General features: G+C 62.5%; 19 protein-coding genes. 7 read left to right on the top strand and 12 right to left on the bottom strand.

Annotation, left to right across the window (positions count from 1 at the left end; translation table 11 throughout):
* Positions 1-14: 14 nt before the first annotated feature.
* Both RCH91_RS14550 and RCH91_RS14545 read right to left on the bottom strand, forming a co-directional pair.
* Positions 15-908 (bottom strand): RluA family pseudouridine synthase, encoded by an 894-nt coding sequence (locus RCH91_RS14550; RefSeq protein WP_306535695.1) that lies wholly within the window; start codon positions 906-908, stop codon positions 15-17.
* Complete coding sequence (locus RCH91_RS14545) at positions 905-1,426, bottom strand: NUDIX hydrolase (RefSeq protein WP_306535694.1); 522 nt, start codon at positions 1,424-1,426, stop codon at positions 905-907. The genes RCH91_RS14550 and RCH91_RS14545 overlap by 4 nt, the downstream gene beginning before the upstream one ends.
* A 155-nt stretch (positions 1,427-1,581) precedes the next feature.
* On the opposite strand from RCH91_RS14545, the gene RCH91_RS14540 reads away from it, so the two are divergent.
* Positions 1,582-3,147 carry a GGDEF domain-containing protein gene (locus tag RCH91_RS14540; RefSeq protein ID WP_306535693.1) on the top strand — a complete coding sequence of 522 codons (1,566 nt, stop codon included), beginning with the start codon at positions 1,582-1,584 and terminating at the stop codon, positions 3,145-3,147.
* Positions 3,148-3,181: 34 nt separating this feature from the next.
* On the opposite strand, the gene RCH91_RS14535 is transcribed toward RCH91_RS14540, so the two are convergent.
* A complete protein-coding gene (locus RCH91_RS14535) occupies positions 3,182-3,637 on the bottom strand; it encodes a hypothetical protein (protein WP_306535692.1) in 456 nt (151 codons plus the stop codon).
* Positions 3,638-3,803: 166 nt separating this feature from the next.
* On the opposite strand from RCH91_RS14535, the gene RCH91_RS14530 reads away from it, so the two are divergent.
* Both RCH91_RS14530 and RCH91_RS14525 read left to right on the top strand, forming a co-directional pair.
* Complete coding sequence (locus RCH91_RS14530) at positions 3,804-4,865, top strand: hypothetical protein (protein WP_306535691.1); 1,062 nt, start codon at positions 3,804-3,806, stop codon at positions 4,863-4,865.
* Positions 4,862-6,160, top strand: a complete 1,299-nt coding sequence (locus tag RCH91_RS14525) for a pitrilysin family protein (RefSeq protein WP_306535690.1) — start codon at positions 4,862-4,864, stop codon at positions 6,158-6,160. The genes RCH91_RS14530 and RCH91_RS14525 overlap by 4 nt, the downstream gene beginning before the upstream one ends.
* A 92-nt stretch (positions 6,161-6,252) precedes the next feature.
* On the opposite strand, the gene RCH91_RS14520 is transcribed toward RCH91_RS14525, so the two are convergent.
* Together RCH91_RS14520 and RCH91_RS14515 are read right to left on the bottom strand one after the other, a co-directional pair.
* Positions 6,253-7,713, bottom strand: coding sequence for a transglutaminase family protein (locus tag RCH91_RS14520; protein WP_306535689.1), 1,461 nt, complete (start codon positions 7,711-7,713; stop codon positions 6,253-6,255).
* A gap of 94 nt (positions 7,714-7,807) precedes the next feature.
* A complete protein-coding gene (locus RCH91_RS14515) occupies positions 7,808-8,020 on the bottom strand; it encodes a hypothetical protein (RefSeq protein WP_306535688.1) in 213 nt (70 codons plus the stop codon).
* Positions 8,021-8,423: 403 nt separating this feature from the next.
* Between RCH91_RS14515 and RCH91_RS14510 the strand changes: the two genes are divergently transcribed.
* Positions 8,424-10,712 (top strand): sigma 54-interacting transcriptional regulator, encoded by a 2,289-nt coding sequence (locus RCH91_RS14510; protein WP_306535687.1) that lies wholly within the window; start codon positions 8,424-8,426, stop codon positions 10,710-10,712.
* Positions 10,713-10,926: 214 nt separating this feature from the next.
* Entirely contained in the window at positions 10,927-11,118 is a 192-nt protein-coding gene (locus RCH91_RS14505; RefSeq protein ID WP_306535686.1) for a ribbon-helix-helix protein, CopG family, read from the top strand.
* Positions 11,119-11,209: 91 nt separating this feature from the next.
* On the opposite strand, the gene cysS is transcribed toward RCH91_RS14505, so the two are convergent.
* From cysS to RCH91_RS14475, 6 genes are all read right to left on the bottom strand, one after another.
* A complete protein-coding gene (gene cysS, locus RCH91_RS14500; protein ID WP_306535685.1) occupies positions 11,210-12,661 on the bottom strand; it encodes a cysteine--tRNA ligase in 1,452 nt (483 codons plus the stop codon).
* 16 nt (positions 12,662-12,677) lie between these two features.
* Positions 12,678-14,339, bottom strand: a complete 1,662-nt coding sequence (locus tag RCH91_RS14495) for a glutamine--tRNA ligase/YqeY domain fusion protein (RefSeq protein WP_306535684.1) — start codon at positions 14,337-14,339, stop codon at positions 12,678-12,680.
* Between the two features lie 35 nt (positions 14,340-14,374).
* On the bottom strand, positions 14,375-14,848 hold the full coding sequence (ispF, locus tag RCH91_RS14490; RefSeq protein ID WP_306535683.1) for a 2-C-methyl-D-erythritol 2,4-cyclodiphosphate synthase: 474 nt from the start codon (positions 14,846-14,848) through the stop codon (positions 14,375-14,377).
* Entirely contained in the window at positions 14,845-15,543 is a 699-nt protein-coding gene (ispD, locus tag RCH91_RS14485; protein ID WP_306535682.1) for a 2-C-methyl-D-erythritol 4-phosphate cytidylyltransferase, read from the bottom strand. The genes ispF and ispD overlap by 4 nt, the downstream gene beginning before the upstream one ends.
* Before the next feature lie 116 nt (positions 15,544-15,659).
* The gene (selA, locus tag RCH91_RS14480) at positions 15,660-17,048 is read right to left on the bottom strand and encodes an L-seryl-tRNA(Sec) selenium transferase (protein WP_306535681.1); all 1,389 of its coding nucleotides are present in this window, start codon (positions 17,046-17,048) and stop codon (positions 15,660-15,662) included.
* 107 nt (positions 17,049-17,155) lie between these two features.
* Positions 17,156-17,860 carry a GntR family transcriptional regulator gene (locus RCH91_RS14475; RefSeq protein WP_306535680.1) on the bottom strand — a complete coding sequence of 235 codons (705 nt, stop codon included), beginning with the start codon at positions 17,858-17,860 and terminating at the stop codon, positions 17,156-17,158.
* 162 nt (positions 17,861-18,022) lie between these two features.
* Between RCH91_RS14475 and RCH91_RS14470 the strand changes: the two genes are divergently transcribed.
* Both RCH91_RS14470 and RCH91_RS14465 read left to right on the top strand, forming a co-directional pair.
* The gene (locus RCH91_RS14470) at positions 18,023-19,078 is read left to right on the top strand and encodes a TrkA family potassium uptake protein (RefSeq protein ID WP_306535679.1); all 1,056 of its coding nucleotides are present in this window, start codon (positions 18,023-18,025) and stop codon (positions 19,076-19,078) included.
* Positions 19,071-19,841, top strand: coding sequence for a sugar phosphate isomerase/epimerase (locus tag RCH91_RS14465; RefSeq protein ID WP_306535678.1), 771 nt, complete (start codon positions 19,071-19,073; stop codon positions 19,839-19,841). Before RCH91_RS14470 ends, RCH91_RS14465 begins: the two co-directional genes overlap by 8 nt.
* A gap of 33 nt (positions 19,842-19,874) precedes the next feature.
* Here RCH91_RS14465 and cls read toward each other — a convergent pair whose 3' ends face one another.
* Positions 19,875-21,308 (bottom strand): cardiolipin synthase, encoded by a 1,434-nt coding sequence (gene cls, locus RCH91_RS14460; protein ID WP_306535677.1) that lies wholly within the window; start codon positions 21,306-21,308, stop codon positions 19,875-19,877.
* Between the last annotated feature and the right edge of the window lie 160 nt (positions 21,309-21,468).

The raw sequence follows: 21,468 nt of genomic DNA, 5'->3' as shown, positions 1-21,468 counted from the left end.
TTGGACGGAACGAATCAGCCCTCTGTCAGTGATATGCCCCGGCTGGCGCAGGCCTCGCGGAACGCGTCGTCCAGGGGGGCTTCTGCTGAAATCCTCCGCCGCCCATCCCCGGCGGTAAAGGACATGGCCCGGCAGTGGAGCATCATCCGCGGTGCATCCTCGCCGCCGTAGGTGGTGTCGCCGACGATGGGAAGCCCGCCGTGGGCCAGATGCACCCGGATCTGGTGGGTGCGGCCGGTTAAGGGACGGGCCTCCAGGAGGGATCCGCCGGTGCCCCGGGCGATGACCGTGAAACGGGTCAGGGCGTCCCGGCCGGGGGTGCTCACCCCGTAGCGGGCGCTCCCGACCTTGGCGATGGGAGCGTCCACCTCCCACCGGTCCGATGCCGGTTCATCGGCCACGATGGCCCAGTAGACCTTCTCCACCCGCCCCTCTTTCAGCTCGGCGGAGATGTGGGCAGCGGCCCGCCGCGTCTTGGGGAAGATCATCACCCCCGAGGTCCCCCGGTCGAGGCGGTGGATCACCCGGGCCGGCTCCTGGCTGCCGATGGCGCGCAGGTAGAGGGTCACGGCATACTCCACGGTTCCCTTGAGCTGGTAGGGGGTCCGCTGGCAGTTGAGGCCGGCCGCCTTGTTCACCGCCAGGTAGTCGGCGTCCTCCAGGAGGAGGTCGTCCCGGGAGTAGGTGAATTCCTGGTAGCGCTCCGGCTCCATGACGCCGAGAACCACCTCCTCCCCGGCCCGGAGGGTGCGGGAGGCGACCCGCACCATGGCGCCGGCCACGGTGCATCCCCCCCAGTCGATGATCTTGCGGACGCGGGTCTTGGAGAGTTCCGGGAAGAGTCGCACCGCCCCGTCATCGAGCCGCATCCCCGCTTCTCCCTGTCCAGCCCGGGCGGTGAGGATCACGGGAGCCTCGCCTTCGCCCGGAAGAGGGCAATGATGGTCTTACTGTCGCGGATCCGTCCGTCCGTTGCCATTGCAAGGGCCTCGTCCAGCGGCATCCGAACGGCCTCGATCTCCTCATAATGCTCCGGATCGGCCTCCCCCTGGGCAAGATCGGTGGCCAGGTAGATATGGATCGCCTCGTCGAAGACCCCCGGTGAGGTGAGGATGACCCCAAGGGGGTCCAGCCGGGCCGCCGAGAGCCCCGTCTCCTCGGCCAGTTCCCGCAGGCCGCAGACTGCCGGCTCCTCACCCGGGTCAAGCCGGCCGGCCGGGATTTCCAGCAGCGTAGCATCCACCGAGGGGCGCAGTTGCCGGATGAGGGTCACCGTGCCGTCGTCGTGGAGCGGCAGCACCCCCACCCCCCCCGGATGGCGCACCACCTGGAAGGTGTGCCATCCCTTGTCGCCGATCCGTACCTCCATCTGTTCAATGTCGACCACGAGCCCCTCGAAGAGCATGGCCCGGTTGCGGGTGTCCATTGGTATCGCCTCCCTGGTAAATGTGCAGAGCATATCACTAAGTGGGGAAACATGGGAAGGCCTTGGGCTCGCCACGCAATGCATTAAATCCCTCAAGGAATGCAACAAAATGCCGAAACATTAGAGGAGTTTGGAATTGTCAGACAGGTACCCCCATGAGAAGGATCAGCCTCAAGTCAAAAATTGCCATCTTCGTGATGCTCATCATTTTCACCTGCGTCCCCCTGGCCGCCCACGTCACCCTCTCCTTTCTCAGTGATGAATTCGGGCGGGCCGTCAGGGACCAGCAGGTCACCCTCGTGTCTCGAATTGCCGACGAACTCGACGATAAACTCCAGGTTTCCCACGGTGCCCTCATCTTGGCGGCACAGAGCGTCACCGCCGCCCACCTGGCAACTCCGCGGGCGGCTCGGGAATTCCTGCATACGCTGCCGGCCCTCGGCTCCCTTTTCGACAACGGAGTGTTCCTTTTTGCCGCCGACGGGAAGCTTCTGGCCGGGACCATCGGAGAAGTCGCCCGACCCGGAATGGACTTTTCGGACCGGGAGTACGTCCGCTCGACGGTGGCAACGGGCAGGCCGTGCATTTCATCCCCCTACATATCCCGGCAGTCCCACCGGCATCCGGTCATCATGTTCACAGCCCCGATTTTCAGCCGCGACGGTCTTCTGGTGGCACTGCTCGGCGGCAGCATGGACCTCATGAAGGAGAATTTCCTCGGCTCCCTGGCTGACGCAAAGGTGGGGCGCACCGGATACTTTTATCTCTTTACCGCCGATGAAACCATCATGACGCACCCCCATCGGGGAAGCATACTGAACCGCGGTCTGCCGTCGGGGGTGCGGAACATCTATGCCAGGGGCGCCGACGGCGGGACGGTTTCCGGCGAGACGGTCAACGCCAACGGAGAAGTCGTCGTTACGACGGTAAAGCGGCTGGGCACGGTGCCATGGATGCTTGCCGCCGATTACCCGGTGGCGGAGGCCTACGCGCCGGTGCGCGCCACCGAGCGCTCGGTCTGGCTGGGAATCATTCCAGGAGGGCTTCTGCTCGTCTTCGTCATGTGGCTCTTCATGCGCCACGTGACCCTGCCGATGCTCTCCCTCACGGAACAGATCAAGGGGATCGAGGAAACCGGCACCTACCGCAACGTCCTCATCAGTTCCGGCGATGAGATCCAGACCGTGGCCGACGCTTTCAACAGTCTCATGAACCGGCTCCACGATAAAGAGGAGACGCTCGTCCACCTGTCGACCCGTGACGCCATGACTGGACTCTATAACCGGCGCTTCTTCGAGGCGGAGATGGAGCGGCTCGACCGGGGGAGGCGCTTTCCGGTCAGCGTCATCATGGTTGATGTTGACAGCCTCAAGGTGGTGAACGATACCCTTGGTCACGAGACCGGCGACCGGCTCATCCTCATGGCGGCACGGGCCCTTCTGGGGGCGTTCCGGGCGGAGGACGTGACGGCGCGGATCGGTGGGGACGAGTTTGCCGCAATCCTCGAAGGGGCTGGCGAGATAGCCGCGGCGGAGGCCCTGGCGCGGATTCGAGGAAGCATCTCCGCCTGCAACGGGGAGAAAGGGGATCTCCGGTTAAGCCTCTCCCTTGGCGCGGCGACGGCGGATGCGCCGGGCGCCTTGGGCGAGGCGTGGCGGCGGGCTGACCGGCGGATGTACGAGGACAAGGTTCTCCACAAGTCTGGATTGGAGTCGCAGTAGGACGTTGTCGGGCAGGGGAGGTGAGGCGGGGGTGTTACAGGGCGCAGCGCAGAAGCTTTACTCCGTCCCTGAAGAGGATCTCCACCTTGTTCGGCTTGGTGACGGTCATGACGATGCCGATGCCGAAAACGGGGTGAGAGACAATCTCGCCGGTGCGGAACGGCCGGTCCATGGCATAGGGGGTGGCTGTGGCCGGGTCGACTCCCGCCATGCTCTGTTCCCATTCCGACGGACCCTTGGGAACCGGCTCCTTGCGTGAGCGGCCCGCCGATGGGGTCCGCGGCGCGGCGGAGCGCGTTGTGGCGGACCGCTCGGCCGGTTTCTTTTCTTCCTGGGGAGGGTGGTAGTTGTGCTGGCCGCCGCAGGTGTTGCACTGGACCCGGACAATCCGCTCCCCCACCATCGCCACGATGGTGTGGTTCAGCACCGTCCGGCACCGGGTGCATTTTGCTTCGACGTTATCTCCTGCTGACCGCTTCCTGACTATCATCTTCCACCTCGCAATTTTCCCCCGAAAGGGAGGGCGTTTATAGCACTTTGCCCGGGGTGTGTCAAGGACGTTCCCCTGCCGCCGCACACGTCAGTATGGACCTGGCGGTCGCAACAATGCTATGCTTCCATGTTGAAGTAAATGCTCACGAGGTGTTACGCACGCCATGAACGTCGAACAGATGAAGAATGTCCTGCGGGAGATCCTGACGAAGACTGACCTCACCCCCTGCGTGGTGGGACACCGGGGCGTCGGGAAAACCGCCGGGATCATCCAGCTCTGCCGGGAGCTGGACCGCCGCTATGTGCCGCTGCGCCTCGGCCAGATGGAGGTGGGGGATCTCGTCGGCATTCCGTACCGGGACGAAGAGGTGATGCACTGGTCCCGCCCCTGCTGGTGGCCAACCGACGGCGAGCCGGAGACGGTCGTCCACTGTGACGAGTTGAACCGGGCCCAGCAGGAAGACACCCTCCAGGCCATCTTCCAGTTCGTGGAACCGCCGGCCGAGGGGATGCGCCGGGCGCTCCACACCCACACCCTCCACCCCCGACACAAGGTGGTGGTGACCATCAACCCCCCTGACGGCACCTATCAGGTGGCGACCCTGGACCGGGCCCTCATCGACCGGATGGTGATGATCTACGTGGAAACCGACTACCACTGCTGGGCCGGCTATGCCGCGGCCCGGGACCTGGACACCGGCGTGCGCCAGTTTCTGGCCGCCAACTCCCTGTTTCTCGCCAGCCAGGGGAGCCCCCTGGAGATGGATGCCGAGCCCACCGAGCGGGGGTGGGAGATGGTGAGCATCCTTCGCAAGAGTTGCCGCTTCCCGAAAGATCTGGAGATGGAAATCTACGCCGGCATCGTCGGGAAGGAGGCGGCCATCGCCTTTCTGCGCTGGTGCGCCGAAAACACCCGCCGCCCCGTCACCGCCGCCGAAGTCCTCAACGGCTGGGATGGGGTGCGAGAACGCCTGGAGGCCCAGCGGGACGACCTGCAGGCGGTCACCATGGGGGACATCGTGGCAACATTGTCCGCCGACCCGCGGCTGGGTGCGGAGCAGGAGGAGAACCTGGTGCGCTACATCGACATCCTCCCCCGGGACATGCGCTTCGGCCTCGTGAAGTCGCTCCTGAAAATCCCCCCCGTGGCCCAGGCCCTCTCCCAGGACAAGTACGACGCCGTCGTCTTCGACGCCATCCGGACCATCAGCGCGGACGCCCCATGACCACAATCACCCCCCACCTGACAACCCTTCCCAACGGCCTTCGCGTGGTTTCTGTGGAGATGCCCCACCTCAACTCGGCGGAGATTGCCGTCTACCTCCGGGTCGGCGGCCGCCACGACAGCCGCGAGAAGGCGGGGCTCGCCCACTTCCTGGAGCACATGCTCTTCCGCGGTACTGCCGAGCACCCCACGAGCCGTGAACTGGAGGCCGATTTCGAGGCCATCGGTGGCTGCATCAACGCCGCCACCGACGCCGAGACCACCTGCTATTACACCCGGGTCCACCCCGACCACGTGGCCGAGGGGCTGAGGCTCCTGTCGGTCATGCTCCTCTCCCCGGTTCTCTCGGGGATCGAGATCGAGAAGAAGATCATCACCGAGGAGGCCCTGGAGGACATCAATGAGCAAGGGGAAGAGATCAACCCCGACAACCTGGCGAGCCGGCTCCTTTGGCCCGGTCACCCCATCGGCATGCCGACCATCGGCTACCTCGACACCATCGCCGGCTTCACCGATGAGGACCTCCGGAGGCATCTGGCCCGGCACTACGTGCCGGAAAACGCCGTCGTGGTGGCGGCCGGGCGGGTTTCCACGGAGGAGGTCTTCGCCGCGGCCGGCAGGGCCTTCACGTCCTGGGCCGGCCCGCCGGCGCCCGTCCAGGAGCCGGTCTCCGAGAGCCAGGCGGCTCCCCTCTCCCTTTTCGTCAAGGACGCCGACAGCCAGGTGGACCTCCAGATCGCCTTCCGGAGCTTCCCGCGGGAGGACGGGCGGCTGGCGGCGGCACGGCTCATCCGGCGGATCCTCACGGGGGGCGGCTGCTCACGGCTTCACCTGAACCTGCGGGAGCGGCTCGGCATCGTCTACTCGGTGGACGCCCAGCTGGCCGCCTACGATGACACCGGCTGCTTTGCCATAGAGCTTTCCACGGCCCCGGAGAACCTGGCCGTGGCGGTGACGGAGGTCCTTCGCGAGACGCTGCGCCTGGCAACGGAGCCCGTGGGGGACGACGAGTTGGGGCGTGTGCGGCAGGGATATTTCTTCGATCTGGACTACAGCAGGGACTCCACCTTCGACATGCAGGTGCGCTATGGATGGGGTGAGCTGATGGCGATGGTCCGGAGCATCGAGGAGGACCAGGCCGAGGCCGCGGTCGTCGACCCGGCGGCGGTCATGGCCACGGCCCGGGAGCTGTTCGCCCCGCAACGGCTCAACCTCGTGGCCGTGGGGCCGGTGAAGGCGGCGGTGAAGCGGGAGATTGCCGCCATCGTCATGCGTTACGAAGCGGAGTTCAGGTAATACATTTGAAACACGGAGCAACTGAACAAAAACTGAGAAAGTCAGTAGGGTTAACTGGTTCCTCTGTTGCTCGGCGTTATTTTATGTTCTGATCACTTCGCCTCTACCACCCGGGCCCTAATCTTTCCCACCACCCCGGCGATGGCCGCCAGCTCGTCGGGGCTCTCCCCTTCCACAAGCTTCACGTGGGTGGCGTCGACGGGGACCTGGCCGAAGGTCGGGTCCACCTGCAGCCACTCCCCATCCACAATGCTTTCGGCCCAGCTGTGGTAAACGAACCCTTTCCCCTCAAGGTAGACAAGCCCTGAGACAAACCGGGTCGGTATCCCCGCAGCCCGGGCAAGGGTCGTATAGAGGCGGGCATGGGACTGACAGTTTCCCTTCCGACTCTTGAGGGTATCAAGGGGTGACGGGCTGTCGGTGACTGTATCCTCCACGTAGCCGGCAACCCATCGGACGAGACGTTCCACCCGCTTTCGGGGGACTGTCTCGTCGCCCACGATGCTCTCAACTCGCCCACGGATCTCGGGATTATCCACCGGAAGTCGGTCGGTGGGTACCAGAAAACGCTCGCCTGCGACCTCCTCCGCACGGGACGCACCCGAATTCCCCGGTTCCACGGTAAAAAGAACCCTTCCGTCGTCGGTGCGTGTGGCACTCTGCCCCCCACCCTGCACCAGCGGCATGGCGGTCGGGATACCCCCGACCTCAAGCACAAGACAGGTGAGGTCCGTAGCGTTTGCCAGAGGCGGCTCCACCCGCACCAGGCTGAAGTCAAGGATAAGATCCCGGCGGGAGAGTGCAGCATCGGCGATGAAGCGCCGGGCACTCCCCTCATCCTCGGCCAGGGTCTCCACGAGGCCGTCCCGCACCGACTCCTTCAACGTGTTCCCCTCCAGATCAACCCAGACATCATTGTCGACCATCGGATAGAGATCGTTTTTTAGCCTGATGGTACGGGTACCGTCCGGCAGAGTTTCCGCTCCCGTAACGGTGATGGCAATCTCCTTAACCTTGATCGCCTCCACGTCGAGCATCTGGATGCGGTGACGCCCTCCCGGAATCGCACCCTTTACGAGGGGGTAGTAGTTGAGGGCCGGCTGAGGATAAATCGCCTCCTTTACCTTGAGAAGTTTGTCTCTGGTGGTCCCGCCGGACGTTACGCTCACCTTTACCCCCTTGGGAGTCACTGAGCCGGCAAGCTTCATGGGGGTGCCATCCAGCACCTCTTCCACCTGAAACGACCTGAGCGAGAGATCACGGTTAACCTGGTACCGTTCCTGAGACGACGCCTCCCGGGAGAAGCCCATCACCACCATCCTGACGCTGGCCTCGACGGTGAGCTCGTAGCCGTCCGCCGTCTCGGCGGTGGTGATCTTCGAGAATCCGGTCCGCTCGCCCCCCAGGTAGATGCCGTACCACCGCACCCCGCTGGGAAGTTTTCCCAGGGGGGGCAGCAACGGCTTTGCGACTGTCCGTGTAGCCGAAAACGCGGCAACAGGGACAGTGAGCAGGATAAACAGGCACGCGAGGACTCGAATCGATAAACGCATGGACATATGCTCTCCGGAAAAAAGACAGAGCAACGGTGCCCCCCCGATCAAAAATCCGGCGCTCCGTTGCTCTGCGGTTTACGAGATCATGACGCTATTCGGTGAAGATCGGCTCCTTGGCTGCCTCGGGCCGCTCCTCTTTTTGGTCGAGGGCGCAACTGTTCTGGGAGGGGGCATCGCCGACCGTCGCGTCTCCGCCCTGCCGCTTCTGCAGGAGGGCCACAACGTCGAAAACCTCCTGTTTCCCGGCGGGGCTCAGGCGGCGAAATTCGGCAATAAGTCTGTGTTCGTCGAGGGTCAGGTCCATGGGGGGCTCCTTAGGGGAATTTACCGGGAAACCGGCGGAGTCTGATCAGGTTATACCACAGTCCGCCAAGGGTGGCAATTGACCCAGAGCCCCGAAGCGCCGGTCGGCGCGCCTTGGGGCAGACATGAAAAAACGTTGTATATTAATTGGTTAGAAAATATTTTTACTTGCAGAGATGGCGGCAGCACGCTATAATATGAATGAAAGAATTGCGAGGGTCGAAAGACCCTCATTATGCCCTAGTCGACTTTCCCTCCTAGTCGCTAGGGTGTTTTTTTGCCCGGCGCCGTGTCGCTTATGGCACGCTGGTGTCGGGGTGTGTCATTTGTTGCACACATGTACGGTCTGGTATATGATAGGCCGTTACGGCCATCCGGCCCTATGAGACTGAAACGGGAGAACCATGGAACCGATCGTTACGGTGAAGGAGAAGTGCCGAAAATGCTACTGCTGTGTCCGGAGTTGTCCGGTCAAGGCAATCAAGGTGGACAAGAGTTACACGGAGATCATCTTTGACCGCTGTATCGGGTGCGGTAACTGTCTCAGCAATTGTCCCCAGCAGGCGAAGATGGTAGCCGACAAGGTGGGGGTGACCGAGAAACTCCTCTCCTCGGGGGAAGAGGTCATTGCCGTCCTTGGTTCCTCCTTTCCCGCCTTCTTCCATAATGTTACCCCCGGCCAACTGGTGGCCGGACTCAAGAAGCTCGGATTTGCAGAGGTTCACGAAGGGGCCTACGGAGCCGAGCTGATCGCCGGCGACTATGCACGGGCCACGACAGAAAGGGACCGGCCCCACATCTCATCTCACTGTCCCGCCATCGTCGATCTCATCGAGCGTCACTATCCGAAGCTCATCGGGAATCTCGTTCCGGTGGTTTCGCCCATGGTGGCCATGGGGCGGCACCTCAAGGGAATCCTGGGGCACCACGTGCGAGTCGTCTATATCAGTTCCTGTATCGCCGCCAAGCTCGAGACGCAGATCAAGGAGACCCGCGGCGCCATCGATATCGTCCTGACCTATCGGGAGCTGGAGGGAATCTTCCGGAGCCGCCAGATAGCCCTTCCCGCCCTTGCCGATGAACCCCTGAATGGTGCACGGCCCGGTCGCGGCAGGCTCTTTCCCATTGCCGACGGGACGTTCCGGGCCTTCGGCATCTCCTTCGATCCCCTTGATACCGAGATCGTCACGGCCTGTGGCGAGGTGAACGTGATGGGAATCATCAGCGACCTTGCCTCCGGACGGATTTCCCCCCGGATCGCGGACCTGCGCTTCTGCTACGACGGTTGTATCGGCGGCCCCGGCAGAAATCGGGCACTTACGGAGTTTTACCGCCGCAACCGGGTGATAACCCACTTCAAGCAGGAGGTTCCCTGTCGGACCGCCCCCAACAGCCAGGCGGAGCTCCACGACGTCCCCTTCGGCCGGAGCTTTACCAGCAAGTACGCGAAACTGGAAACCCCCAAGGCGAATGATGTCCGGAAGATTCTCAACGCTACCAACAAGTTCACCGTGAAGGACGAACTGAACTGCCGCGCCTGTGGCTACCGGACCTGCCGAGAGTATGCGGTGGCGGTCTTCCAAGGCCTCGCGGAGATCGAGATGTGTCTTCCCTACACCCTTCAGCAACTGGAGGAGGACCGGGGGCGTCTCATCCAGAAGTACGAGCTGGCCCGCCGGGAGCTGGAACGGGAGTACGGCGACGAGTTCATTGTCGGCAGCGACCGCAAGACCCTGGAGGTGCTCGGCCTCATCAAGCAGGTGGGCCCCACCCCCACCACGGTCCTCATCCGGGGGGAGTCGGGGACCGGCAAGGAACTCACCGCCCGGGCTATCCACCGCTACAGCAAGCGCAACGACAAACCGCTGGTGACGGTCAACTGCACCACTATCACCGATTCGCTCCTTGAAAGCGAACTCTTCGGCCACAAGCGCGGGGCCTTCACCGGCGCCATCGCCGACAAGAAGGGGCTCTTCGAAGCGGCCGACGGCGGGACGATCTTTCTGGACGAGATCGGCGACATCACCCCCAAGCTCCAGGCTGAGCTGCTGCGGGTCCTCGATATGGGGGAGGTGCGTCCCGTGGGGGGCACGGCAGCGAAAAGGGTGGATGTGCGCCTCATCGCCGCCACCAACAAGAACCTGGAACTGGGGGTCCGGGAAGGGTGGTTCCGGGAGGATCTCTACTACCGCCTCAATGTCTTCACCATCACCATGCCTCCCCTGCGAAGCCGCGTCGAGTCGATTCCCATCCTGGTTCACCACTTCATGGACAAGGCGAGCACCAAGCTGAACAAGCGGATGGTCGGCATCGAGGACCGTGCCGTCAAGGCCCTTACGAAGTATCCCTGGCCCGGCAACATCCGGGAGATGCAGAATGTCATCGAGCGGGCCGCCGTTCTCACCCATGACGGCGTGATCCGGATCGAAAATTTTCCCCATGCCCTCTCCGAGAGCCTTGAGGAGGGTGCGGCCATGAGTCTCGATACGCGCGCCTCGTTTCGGGCCGAGCGGGAGCAGCATGTGGTCAAGCTGGAGAAGAAACTTATCCAGCGCTACCTGGCAGAGGCCAACGGTAATGTCACAAGGGCGGCAAAGCTGGCGAACATCCCCCGCCGGACCTTTTACCGTCTTCTTGACAAATACCACCTCAAGGAACGGGACCTGCGGCCGAGCCAGGATGGTATGGCATAATCAAGGTGTGCACTTTTGGCCAACTCTGTGCCAACCGCGACACAACAGTGTATACAAAAAAATTGATTAAAACAAACCAACGTTTTAAAAAATAGTGATTTTAGGCTGTTACGAGGATGGTATCACTCCGGATGATTTGGCACACATATGGCAATAGTGTAATCACGAACGATCGAACGTTACCGAAAACACTATACACGGAGGATAACTAACCATGGGCAGAATGAGAGAAAATCCGCGCTACAACGTCATCTCCATGAGGATCAGCGACGAGGAGCGTGATCGGCTCCTGCAGATCATGGAAGCCACCCACAAGAGCGTCTCCGACATCATGCGGGAAGCGATGGCGATTTTTGCCGTCCAGCTGGAGCAGAAGGATCAACCCGCCCAGCAGAAGGCTGCATAATAAAAGGGTCGCGAAAAGCGACCCTTTTTTCTTATCAGGATGATTGTGCCAAGGTTGTCACGGATAGTGAGCCCCCCGTGACAACCTTTTTTTACTTTACCTTCCACGTGGTCCCCTGGGGGGAATCCAGAAGCATGATCCCTTGTTCAGCAAGGGTATCCCGGATCTCGTCGGCGCGGCGGAAGTCCCGGGCAGCCCGGGCCGCGATCCGTTCCTCGATCAGCCGCCCGATCTCCTCTGGAGATATGGGGAGTTCCGCCGCCTTGCGGCTCTTGAGCCGCTCCGCAAACGCACGGGGCCCGGATGTCAAGATGCCGAGCACCGTTCCCACCTCCCGGATCCGGTCCCTGGCCTCGGTCAGGAGCGCCCGATTATCCCCTCTCCCTTCCGCAAGCACCCGGTTTGCCGAGCGCACCAGATCGAAGACGAAGCCCAGGGCCTGGGCAGTGTTGAAGTCGTCGTCCATGGCTTCGCGGAAGCGATCGGCCAAGGCGGCGGTCTTTCCGGCCAGTTCCTCTTCGGGCTGTCCGGACGTTCCGGCTGCTCCCTTTGCCAGTTCCTCGTCGATCCCCGCCAGGGTCGAGTATATCCGCTCAAGTCCTGTCTCCGCCTCCCGCAGGTTCTGGTCGGAGAAGTCGATGGGGGAGCGGTAGTGGGCCGACAGGAGGAAGAAACGGAGCACCTCGGCGTCGTACTTCTCCAGGACCTCCTTGATGGTGAAGAAGTTCCCCAGAGATTTGCTCATCTTCTCGGCGTTGATGTTCACGAAGCCGTTGTGGATCCAGTAGTGGGCGAAAGGCTTGCCGTTGGCCGCTTCGGACTGGGCGATCTCGTTTTCGTGGTGCGGGAAGACCAGATCCTTGCCGCCGCCGTGGATATCGAAGGTCTCTCCCAGGTATTTCATGCTCATGGCAGAGCACTCGATGTGCCAGCCCGGGCGTCCCTTCCCCCAGGGGGATTCCCAGAAGGGCTCGCCCGGCTTGGACCCCTTCCAGAGGGCGAAATCCATGGGGTGGCGCTTCTTCTCCCCCACCTCGATCCGGGCGCCGGCCTGCATCTCGTCCAGGTTGCGCTTGGAGAGCTTGAGATAGGGGGCGAACTCCTCCACGCAGAAATAGACGTCGCCGTCCGCCGCGTAGGCGTAACCCTTCTCGATGAGGCAGCTGATGACTGCGATCATCTCGGCGATGTGCTCCGTCGCCTTGGGCTGGTGGGTGGGAAGAGCGAGCCCCAGGGCCGCCATGTCACGGTCGAATTCGGCGATGAACCGCTCGGAGATGACGTTGAAGGGAACCCCCTCCTGGTTGGCCCGGTTGATGATCTTATCGTCCACGTCCGTGTAATTGCGGACGTAGGTCACCTCATACCCCGCGTGGCACAGGTACCGGTAGATCATGTCGAAGACCACGTTGGCCCGGGCGTGCCCGATGTGGCAGTGGTCGTAGACCGTCACGCCGCAGACGTACATGGAGACCTTACCCGGCACGAGGGGAGTGAATTCTTCCTTTGTTCCGGAAAGCGTGTTGTAAACGCGCAGTGTCATGTACTCCCTCTTCAGATTATTTCTTGGTCCATGAATCCCGCAGGGTCGCCGTCCGGTTGAAGACCGGTGCCCCGGGGCGTGAATCCTTCAGATCAACACAGAAATACCCCTGCCGCTCGAACTGGAAGCGGTCCTCGGCCTGGGCCGCAGCCAGGGACGGCTCCAGCCGGCAATCGTGCAACACTTCCACCGATGCCGGGTTGAGGTGCTCCTTCCAGTTGTCGCCGGCGGGGTTGGGGTCGGTGAAGAGCCGGTCGTAGAGGCGCACCTCCGCCGCCACACTGTGACGGGCCGACACCCAGTGGATGACTCCCTTAACCTTCCGCTCGGATCCCGGCAGTCCACTGCGGGTTTCCGGGTCGTAGGTGCAGCGGACCGTGGTGACGGTGCCGTCGACACCCTTCTCCACGCCGACGCATCTCAGGATATAGGCCCCCCGCAACCGGATTTCCTCCCCCGGGGAGAGGCGCTTAAACCCCTTGGGGGGCTCTTCCATGAAGTCGTCCCGTTCGATGAAGAGTTCCCGGCAGAAGGGGACCAACCGGGCGCCGAGCTCCGGCTTCTGGGGATGGTACGGGATGGAAAGCTCCTCCGATTCCACTTCCGGATAGTTCTCGATAACAAGCCGCAAAGGTCTCAGCACTGCCATGACCCGGGGAGCCCGTTCGTTCAGGTCCTGGCGGACGCTCTCCTCCAGGATGCTCATGTCGATCCAGCTGTCGCTGCGCCCCACGCCGATGGTATCGCAGAAGCTCCGGACCGCCTCGGGGGTGTATCCCCGCCGCCTGATTCCCATGATGGTCGGCATGCGGGGGTCGTCCCAGCCGGAGACATCGCCGTCCTTCACCAGCTGAAGGAGCTTGCGCTTGCTCATGACCGCGTAGGTGAGGTTCAGGCGCGCGAACTCGTACTGGCGGGGGCGTTGAGGCACCGGCAGGTTGTCCAGGAACCATTCGTAGAGGGGTTTGTGGTCCTCGAACTCCAGGGTGCAGATGGAGTGGGTGACGCCTTCGATGGCGTCCGACTGGCCGTGGGCGTAGTCGTACATGGGGTAGATGCGCCAGGCGTCCCCTACATGGGGGTGGGGAGCGTGAATGATCCGGTACATGACCGGGTCCCGGAGGTTCATGTTGGGGGAAGCCATGTCGATCTTTGCCCGGAGCACCTTGGCGCCGTCGGGGAACTCGCCGGCCCGCATCCGGCGGAAGAGGTCCAGGTTCTCATCCGCGGAGCGGCCGCGGTAGGGGCTCTCCTTTCCCGGTTCGGTCAGGGTGCCGCGGTGGGTGCGGATCTCGTCGGCCGCGAGGTCGTCCACGTAGGCCTTCCCCTGCTGGACCAGGTACTCTGCCCACTGGTAGAGCTGCTCGAAGTATTCCGAGGCGTAGTAGAGGTGGGACCCCCATGAGAAGCCGAGCCAGCGGACGCTCTCCTTGATGGACTCGATATACTCGGTTTCCTCTTTCACCGGGTTCGTGTCGTCGAAACGCAGGTGGCAGCGGCCGCCGAATTCCTTTGCTAGGCCGAAATTGAGGCAGATCGACTTGGCGTGGCCGATGTGGAGATAGCCGTTGGGCTCCGGCGGGAAGCGGGTGACGATGGTTTCGTGCTTGCCGCTCTTCAGGTCCTCCTGGACGATGGTTCGGAGGAAGTTGGCGGCTTGATGCGTTTCGGTAGACATGAACTCGATCCTTTGGACGTGATTTCTGGAGGGCGCTACTTCCGCTCCATGAGCACCACCGCGTAGGCGGCGATCCCCTCGCCCCGGCCGGCGAAGCCGAGCTGTTCAGTGGTGGTGGCCTTGACGTTGACCCGATCCATATCAGAGTCGAGGTCCTCGGCGATGTTTGCGCGCATCGCCGGGATGAAGGGGGCCAGTTTGGGGCGTTGGGCCACGATGGTGGCGTCCACGTTGCAGAGGGCGTACCCCTGCTGCCCCGCCAGCGCGATCACGTGGCGCAGGAGTTTGCGGCTGTCGGCCCCCTTGTACTGGGGATCAGTGTCAGGGAAATGCTTGCCGATGTCGCCGAGGGCCAGGGCGCCGAGGATGGCGTCGGCAATGGCGTGGAGGAGGACGTCGGCGTCCGAGTGGCCCAGAAGCCCCCGCTCGTGGGGAACATCCACCCCGCCGAGGATCAGTTTTCGCCCTTCCACGAGGCAATGGACGTCGTAGCCGTGTCCGATTCTCATTGCTGCCTCTCCTTCAAAAAAGCTTCAGCCAGAACCATGTCCTCCGGCGTCGTGATCTTGATGTTGCGGTAGTCCCCCACGACGATCCGGACCTGACGCCCCAGGCGCTCCACCAGCATGGCGTCGTCGGTGCCAAGAAACCGCTCGGCGTCGGCCACTTCGTGGGCTGCCCGGATGATGCCATAGCGGAAAGCCTGAGGGGTCTGGGCGAGCCAGAGTGTCTCCCGTGGCGGAGTTGCGGTGATAATGCCGTTCTCCACCATCTTGACCGTGTCCTTGGCCGGCACAGCCACCAGGGCTCCGTCGTTTTCCCGGGCCACGGCGGTTGCCCGGCTGAGGATATCTTCCGTGACAAAGGGGCGGACCCCGTCGTGGATGAGAACCACGTCGTCTTCCCCCGCCGTTCCCTCCATGGCTCGCAGGCCGTTCAGGACCGACTGCTGCCGCTCGGCCCCACCGGCCACGATGCTCCGCACTTTCGTGAAGCCGTGTCGCTTCACCACCTGCTCACGGCAGAAGGGGATCTCGTCCGCGGGAATCACGACGAAGATGCCGTCCACCAGGGGGGATCGTTCGAAAACTTCCAGGGTGCGGGCAAGGATCGGCATCCCGTCGAGGAGCAGATACTGTTTGTTGATGGAGGCTTCCATCCGTTTGCCCATGCCGGCCGCCGGAATCAGGGCGAATACTGCCATGTGTCAACCTCGTGACGGGCCGGTGTGCCCCGGGGAGCAGCCGGCCGGAATTATCCGATTATACAAAAGGATAGGCAAAAGGCCAGTCAAAAGTCACCCCATGACTGTGGGGGGACTCAGTCGGCCAGACTCCGGAGGGCGGCGGCTATGAACGGGATATCGTCATCCAGAAGGGTGCGGACGTCAAGGAGGAAGCGTCCCTTGTGGATGCGGCCGGTGACCGGGACATCCATCCCCCGGAGCCGGATTTCAATCTCCTGGGAAGAGATACCGTCGGCCTCCACTGCCATGAGGGTCGTCGCCAGTTCGAGGAGGGGGTAGGCGCCTCCTCCCACCTGGGAGATGCCATTGGTAAGGGTGAGCCTGATGGCCGGGGGGGATGCCCGGCGGACGCGCCGTGCGATGCTTCTTGCCCGGGCCGCCAGCTCGTCGGCCGACGCGGTAAGCATCCGCAGGGTCGGAATTTCGGCCAGGGCCTGCCGCTCGTCCCGGTAGAGACGGAGCGTCCCTTCCAGGGAGGCCAGGGTCAGTTTGTCGATCCGCAGGGCCCGTAGCAGTGGATGTCGTTTGAGGGGGGCGACGCACTCCTTCCGACCGACGATGATCCCTGCCTGGGGACCGCCGAGGAGCTTGTCGCCGCTGAAGGTGATGATGTCTATGCCCGCCTGGACGAACTCCTGCACCGTAGGCTCGCCGCGGATTCCGAACCGGGAGAGGTCCAGGAGGCAGCCGCTGCCGATGTCGGCCATGACCGGAACGGAATGCTCTCTGCCTATGGCTACGAGCTCTGTGGCGGATACCTCGGCGGTGAAGCCGATTACGACAAAGTTGCTGGAATGGACTTTGAGGAGAAGTGCCGTTTCCGGCGTGATTGCCTGGCGGTAGTCCCGGGGGTGGGTCCGGTTGGTGGTCCCCACCTCCCGGAGGATGGCGCCACCCTGACTCATCACGTCGGGGATGCGGAAGGAACCGCCGATCTCCACGAGCTCTCCCCGGGAGACGATGACCTCTTTTCCGGCTGCCAGGGCCGACAGGGCGAGGAGCACGGCGGCGGCGTTGTTGTTCACCACAAGCGCCGCCTCGGCGCCGGTCAGTTCGCAGAGAAGCTGCTCCACGTGACTGTAGCGGCTCCCCCGCTCTCCCTTTTCCAGATCGAATTCGAGATTGGAATAACCGAAGGCGATCTCGTCGAGGAGCGGTTTCACCAGCTTCGACAAGGGGGAGCGCCCCAGGTTCGTATGGATCACGACGCCGGTCCCGTTGACCACGCGCAGCAGGCTAAAGGCGGTTGCCCGGGCAACTTCACTCTCAATCCTGGCCGTAATCGAACTTTCGTGCAACTCCTCCTCCCGGAAAAGACCACTGCGGGCGGAGGAGCGGATGGAGTCGAGAACGGTCCTGACCGCATTGAGAACGGTCGGGCGGGGATGAAGACCGAGGAGGGCCTTGATTCCGTCCCATTCGAGAATTCTGTCAACCTTGGGAATCCGCGCGAAGAGCGTCACAGGGAAGTCCTCTGTCTGGGGAGGTGGGAAGTTGTGGAACCAGAGAACCTCAGTACCAGATTGGTGCTAGCCTGTCAAGGCCGCCAGGGGACAGGGAGAAGAGATGGCTAGAGGTCGAGATGGAGGGCGGCTGCCCGTTCCGCCGGCTTGAGAGGTGGAGCCCCGTCGTCCTGCATGAGAACCTTGCCGCCGTATTCGGCGTTTTTCCGGACGAGGGTTTCGGCCTTGTCGGCGTCCCGCTTGAGGAAGGCTTCGATGATCTTGTCGTGCTCCTGCACCGAGATTTTCATCCGGCCGGGGAGGCTCAGGGAGGCGTAGCGCAGACGCTGGAACTTGCGCACGAGGTTCGTGATCAGTTCGTAAAGCTTTTCGTTGTCGGCTGCCTTGAGGAAGAGTTCGTGGAAGTCGTTATGGATACGGAAGAAGTGTTTTATGTCGCCGTCGTCGGCCATGTGCCGGAGCCGATCGTTGATGGTGCGGAGCCGCTCGATATCCTTTACGGAGAGCTTTTCGCAGGCCCGGCGGGCTGCGTACCCTTCAAGGATGCTCTTTATGGCGTAGAACTCCTCCACATCCCGGGGGGAGAAGGAGGTGACCACCGCACCCTTGCGGGGAATGACGGTGAGGTATCCTTCCGATTCAAGCTGGCGGAATGCCTCGCGGATCGGCGTGCGGCTGATGCCGAAGCGCTCGGCCAGGTCGGGTTCGGCAACTTTCTCCCCTGGTCTGAGGGCGCCGGTCATGATGGCGTCGCGGATGGTTTCGAGTATCTTCTCCCTGAGGGTCAGGTGCTTTTCCATCGGTTTTTTCATTGAAATCACTCCGGCGGCGGGACTGGCTTATTGTATACAGTATACATAAATTGTCAAGCAGGAGTTACTGGTGACCAAAAAAAGAAAAGCGCGCCTCCCTGACCAGTTACGCACTTGCCAAGGGAGGTGTTCCGATAGTATCTTGAGCGAGGAAGAGAGGCCATGGATCCCGTACGTCATTTTAAAATTTCCATACTCATCCTGGCGCTCCTCGTGTCGGCCGGGACGGCCGGCTACATGGTCATCGAGGGATGGGTGTTCCTTGACGCCCTCTACATGACCATCATCACCCTCGGCACGGTGGGCTTCAAGGAGGTCCACGACCTGGGGAACGCGGGGAAACTTTTCACCATTGGGCTCATTGTCTTCGGGGTGAGCGTTCTCGGCTACATCGTCGGCAGCCTCGCCCAGATCATGTTCGAGGGGCAGATCCAGCGGATCATCGGGAGGAAGAAGGTGGAACGAAAGATCGAGGCCCTGCGGGACCACTACATCATCTGCGGCTTTGGCCGGATCGGCGCCCTCATCTGCAGGGAATTCGCGGCCAAACCGATTCCGTTTCTGGTGATCGAGAAGCATCCCGAGGTCCATGAGAAACTGCACCACGAGGAGTACCTGCACATCCGGGGCGACGCCACCGAGGACGAGACGCTCTTGCGGGCCGGCATAAAGCGGGCCAAGGGACTCATCTCGGTGGTCACCTCCGATACGGAGAACGTCTACATTACCCTCACGGCCCGGGGGCTCAACCCCGACCTCTACATCCTGGCCCGCTCCGGCGAGGAGGGGTCGGAGATCAAGCTGAAGCGGGCCGGGGCCAACAAGGTGGTTTCGCCATATCTCATCGGAGGGAGCCGAATGGCCCAGGCGATCCTTCGCCCCAACGTGGTGGATTTCATCGAGATCGCCACAGGTCGGGAGCACCTGGATCTCCAGATGGAGGAGATCCTGATTCCCGAAAAGTCGGCCTTTGTCGGCGAGAACCTGGTCACTGCAGGCTTCCGCAAGGAGACCGGCGTCATCATTGTCGGCATCAAGAAGGCCTCGGGGAAGATGGTTTTCAATCCCAATCCCCATACGAAAATCGAGACACTCGATACCCTCATCGTTCTCGGCGAGCCGGTGGCAATCGCGAAACTGGAGCAACTGGTCGCCTGCGACTCCTGCGCCGATACGATCATCAAAAAACACCGAAAAGAGCACCCCGACCATGCGTAACAACGTCTATGCCCACGTGCCGTACCCGATGCTGGTGGCGAACCTGCCGACCATAACCTCCCGCCGGATCAACCCGGAGATATTTTTTTCCGGTGACATCCTCGACACCATCGTTCCCGAGGAGCTCGGCGCCATCGCCGGGCAGCTGGGGGAGGCGGGGCTCCGCTGCACCTTCCATGCGCCGTTCCTGGACCTGAACCCCGGGTCGGTGGAACGCCTCATCCGGGAGGCGACCATGCACCGCTTCGGACAGGTGCTGGATGCGGCCGATATCCTCAGGCCCGACGTCATCGTCTTCCATCCGGGGTACGACAAGTGGCGCTACGGTGAGAGCCAGGACAAGTGGCTTGCCCACAGCATCGTTGCCTGGCGCCGGGTGCTGGAGCTGACCGAGGCCATCGGCACCACCATCGCGGTGGAGAATATCTTCGAGGAGGAGCCGTCAACGCTGAAGGCGCTCCTGGAGGAGATCAACCATCCCCGGTTGAGGCACTGCTTCGACGTGGGGCACTGGAACCTGTTTCACACGGTGGGGATGGAGGAGTGGTTTGCCGAGCTGGGTTGTTTCGTGGCTGAAACCCACATCCACGACAACTTCGGGAAGCGGGACGACCACCTGCCGCTGGGGGAGGCGGACATTGACTTCGACCTCTTCTTTTCCCTCATGGAGCGCTACGCCCCCGGGGCCGCCTGGACCATCGAGGCCCATTGCCGCGATGCCCTCGACCGGGCGCTGGTCGGCATCGAGAAATTCCGCAAGTGACCATGGCCCGCGCAAGCGGGCCTTTTCATGGGGCTACAAATAGGGGGAAAAGAGCTTTGCCACCCCGTCCCGCAGCTTTTCCGGCAGGGGGCGGCTGTCCATCTGGGCGAGGGAAACCTCCCGGGATTGAGCCAGCACGCCGGCCACATGCTTCGTCAGGGTCCCGGCGAACTCCCGGTCGTAGACCTCCACGTTCAGCTCGAAATTGAGGCGGAGGCTGCGGGGATCCAGGTTTGCGGACCCTATGAGGCTCCAGATCCCGTCCACGATGAAGAGCTTTGTGTGGACGAAGGGGGGGGGCTGGTAGAAGACCCGTATCCCCTGCTGAAGGATCTCCCAGAGGTAGGATCGGGAGGCCCAGTGGACAAAGGGTAGATTGTTCTTCTCGGGGAGGATGAGAGTCACCTCCACTCCGCGCAGGGCCGTGGTGACAAGGGCTGCCACCAGGGCCCGGTCGGGGATGAAATAGGGGGTCATGATCTGCACCTGCCGGGTGGCGCATGAGAGTGCCCCCATAATGATCAGAAAGAGCTTGCGGAACTCCTTGTCGGGGCCGTCGCCGACGGCCCGCGCGATGGCATGCCCCGTGGGGGGGATGGGGGGGAAGTGGTGCCTGTTGTCCAGAAGTTCTCCGGCAACGAAGTACCAGTCTTCCAGGAAAATCTGCTGGAGCTCCCCCACCACCGGCCCTTCCACGGCAAAGTGCAAGTCCTTCACCACCGTGGAATCCGGTCGTTCCACGAGGTGGCGGTCCCCGATGTTCATCCCCCCCGTGAATGCCCGTTCCCCGTCGATGATCACCATCTTCCGGTGGTTGCGCAGATTCATGTAGATACCCTGCCTCAGCGGCAGGAAGCGGGCGACATGGATCCCGGTACCCTCCATGAGGGTCCGGGCACGGGGGAAGGAATACTTTTCGCCGAGGCCGTCAATGATGACCCGCACGTCAACCCCGCGCGCCGCGGCATCGGCCAGGGCCTTGATGAAGCGACGCCCCGCGCCGTCGGAGTCGAAGATGTAGGTGGAGAGGTGGATCGACCGGTGAGCGCCGGCGATGGCTTCAAGCATGACGGGATAGGCCTCTTCGCCGTTTTTGAGGGGGATGAACCGGTTTCCCGTCACGAGGGGGGTGCTCACTACCCGGTCGGCCAGACGGCGGAGTTCGCTCAGGTACTCGGCGCCGGGGGGGAGTGACGTGGCGGTGTTCTTGTCGAGGGTCGATTTGAACAACTCGGGGTCGGCCAGACGCCGGCCGCTTTCAAGCCACGTGCGGGCCCGGCGGAAAATCCGGTTGACCCCCATGCCCCAGTAAAAAAGGGGGCCCAAGAGGGGAATGGTGAGGCAGGCGACGATCCACCCCAGGGAGGAACGGGGGTCGCGCTTCATGATCAGGGCGTGTCCCGCCGAATAGAGCGAGAGGGCAATGAGAGCCGCTATCCCTATGGCTATGGCCAGATCGTCGATCACTCACTTCTCCATAACATCTGCACGTACGCCCGGCAACGGGGCCGACCGGCGCAGTCAAAAGGGTAGCTCACCCGCCGGCCAAGTCAAGCAGCGCGCCGGTTTTGCTGGTTTCTTGAGCTTTCGGGCAGGAATCACTATACTTATAACAAGTTCAGCATAA

This window comes from Geobacter sp. (assembly GCF_030834625.1).
Taxonomy (GTDB): domain Bacteria; phylum Desulfobacterota; class Desulfuromonadia; order Geobacterales; family Geobacteraceae; genus Geobacter.
The sequence above is the reverse complement of the archived record's forward strand: the minus strand, read 5'-3'. Positions and strand labels throughout refer to the sequence as shown.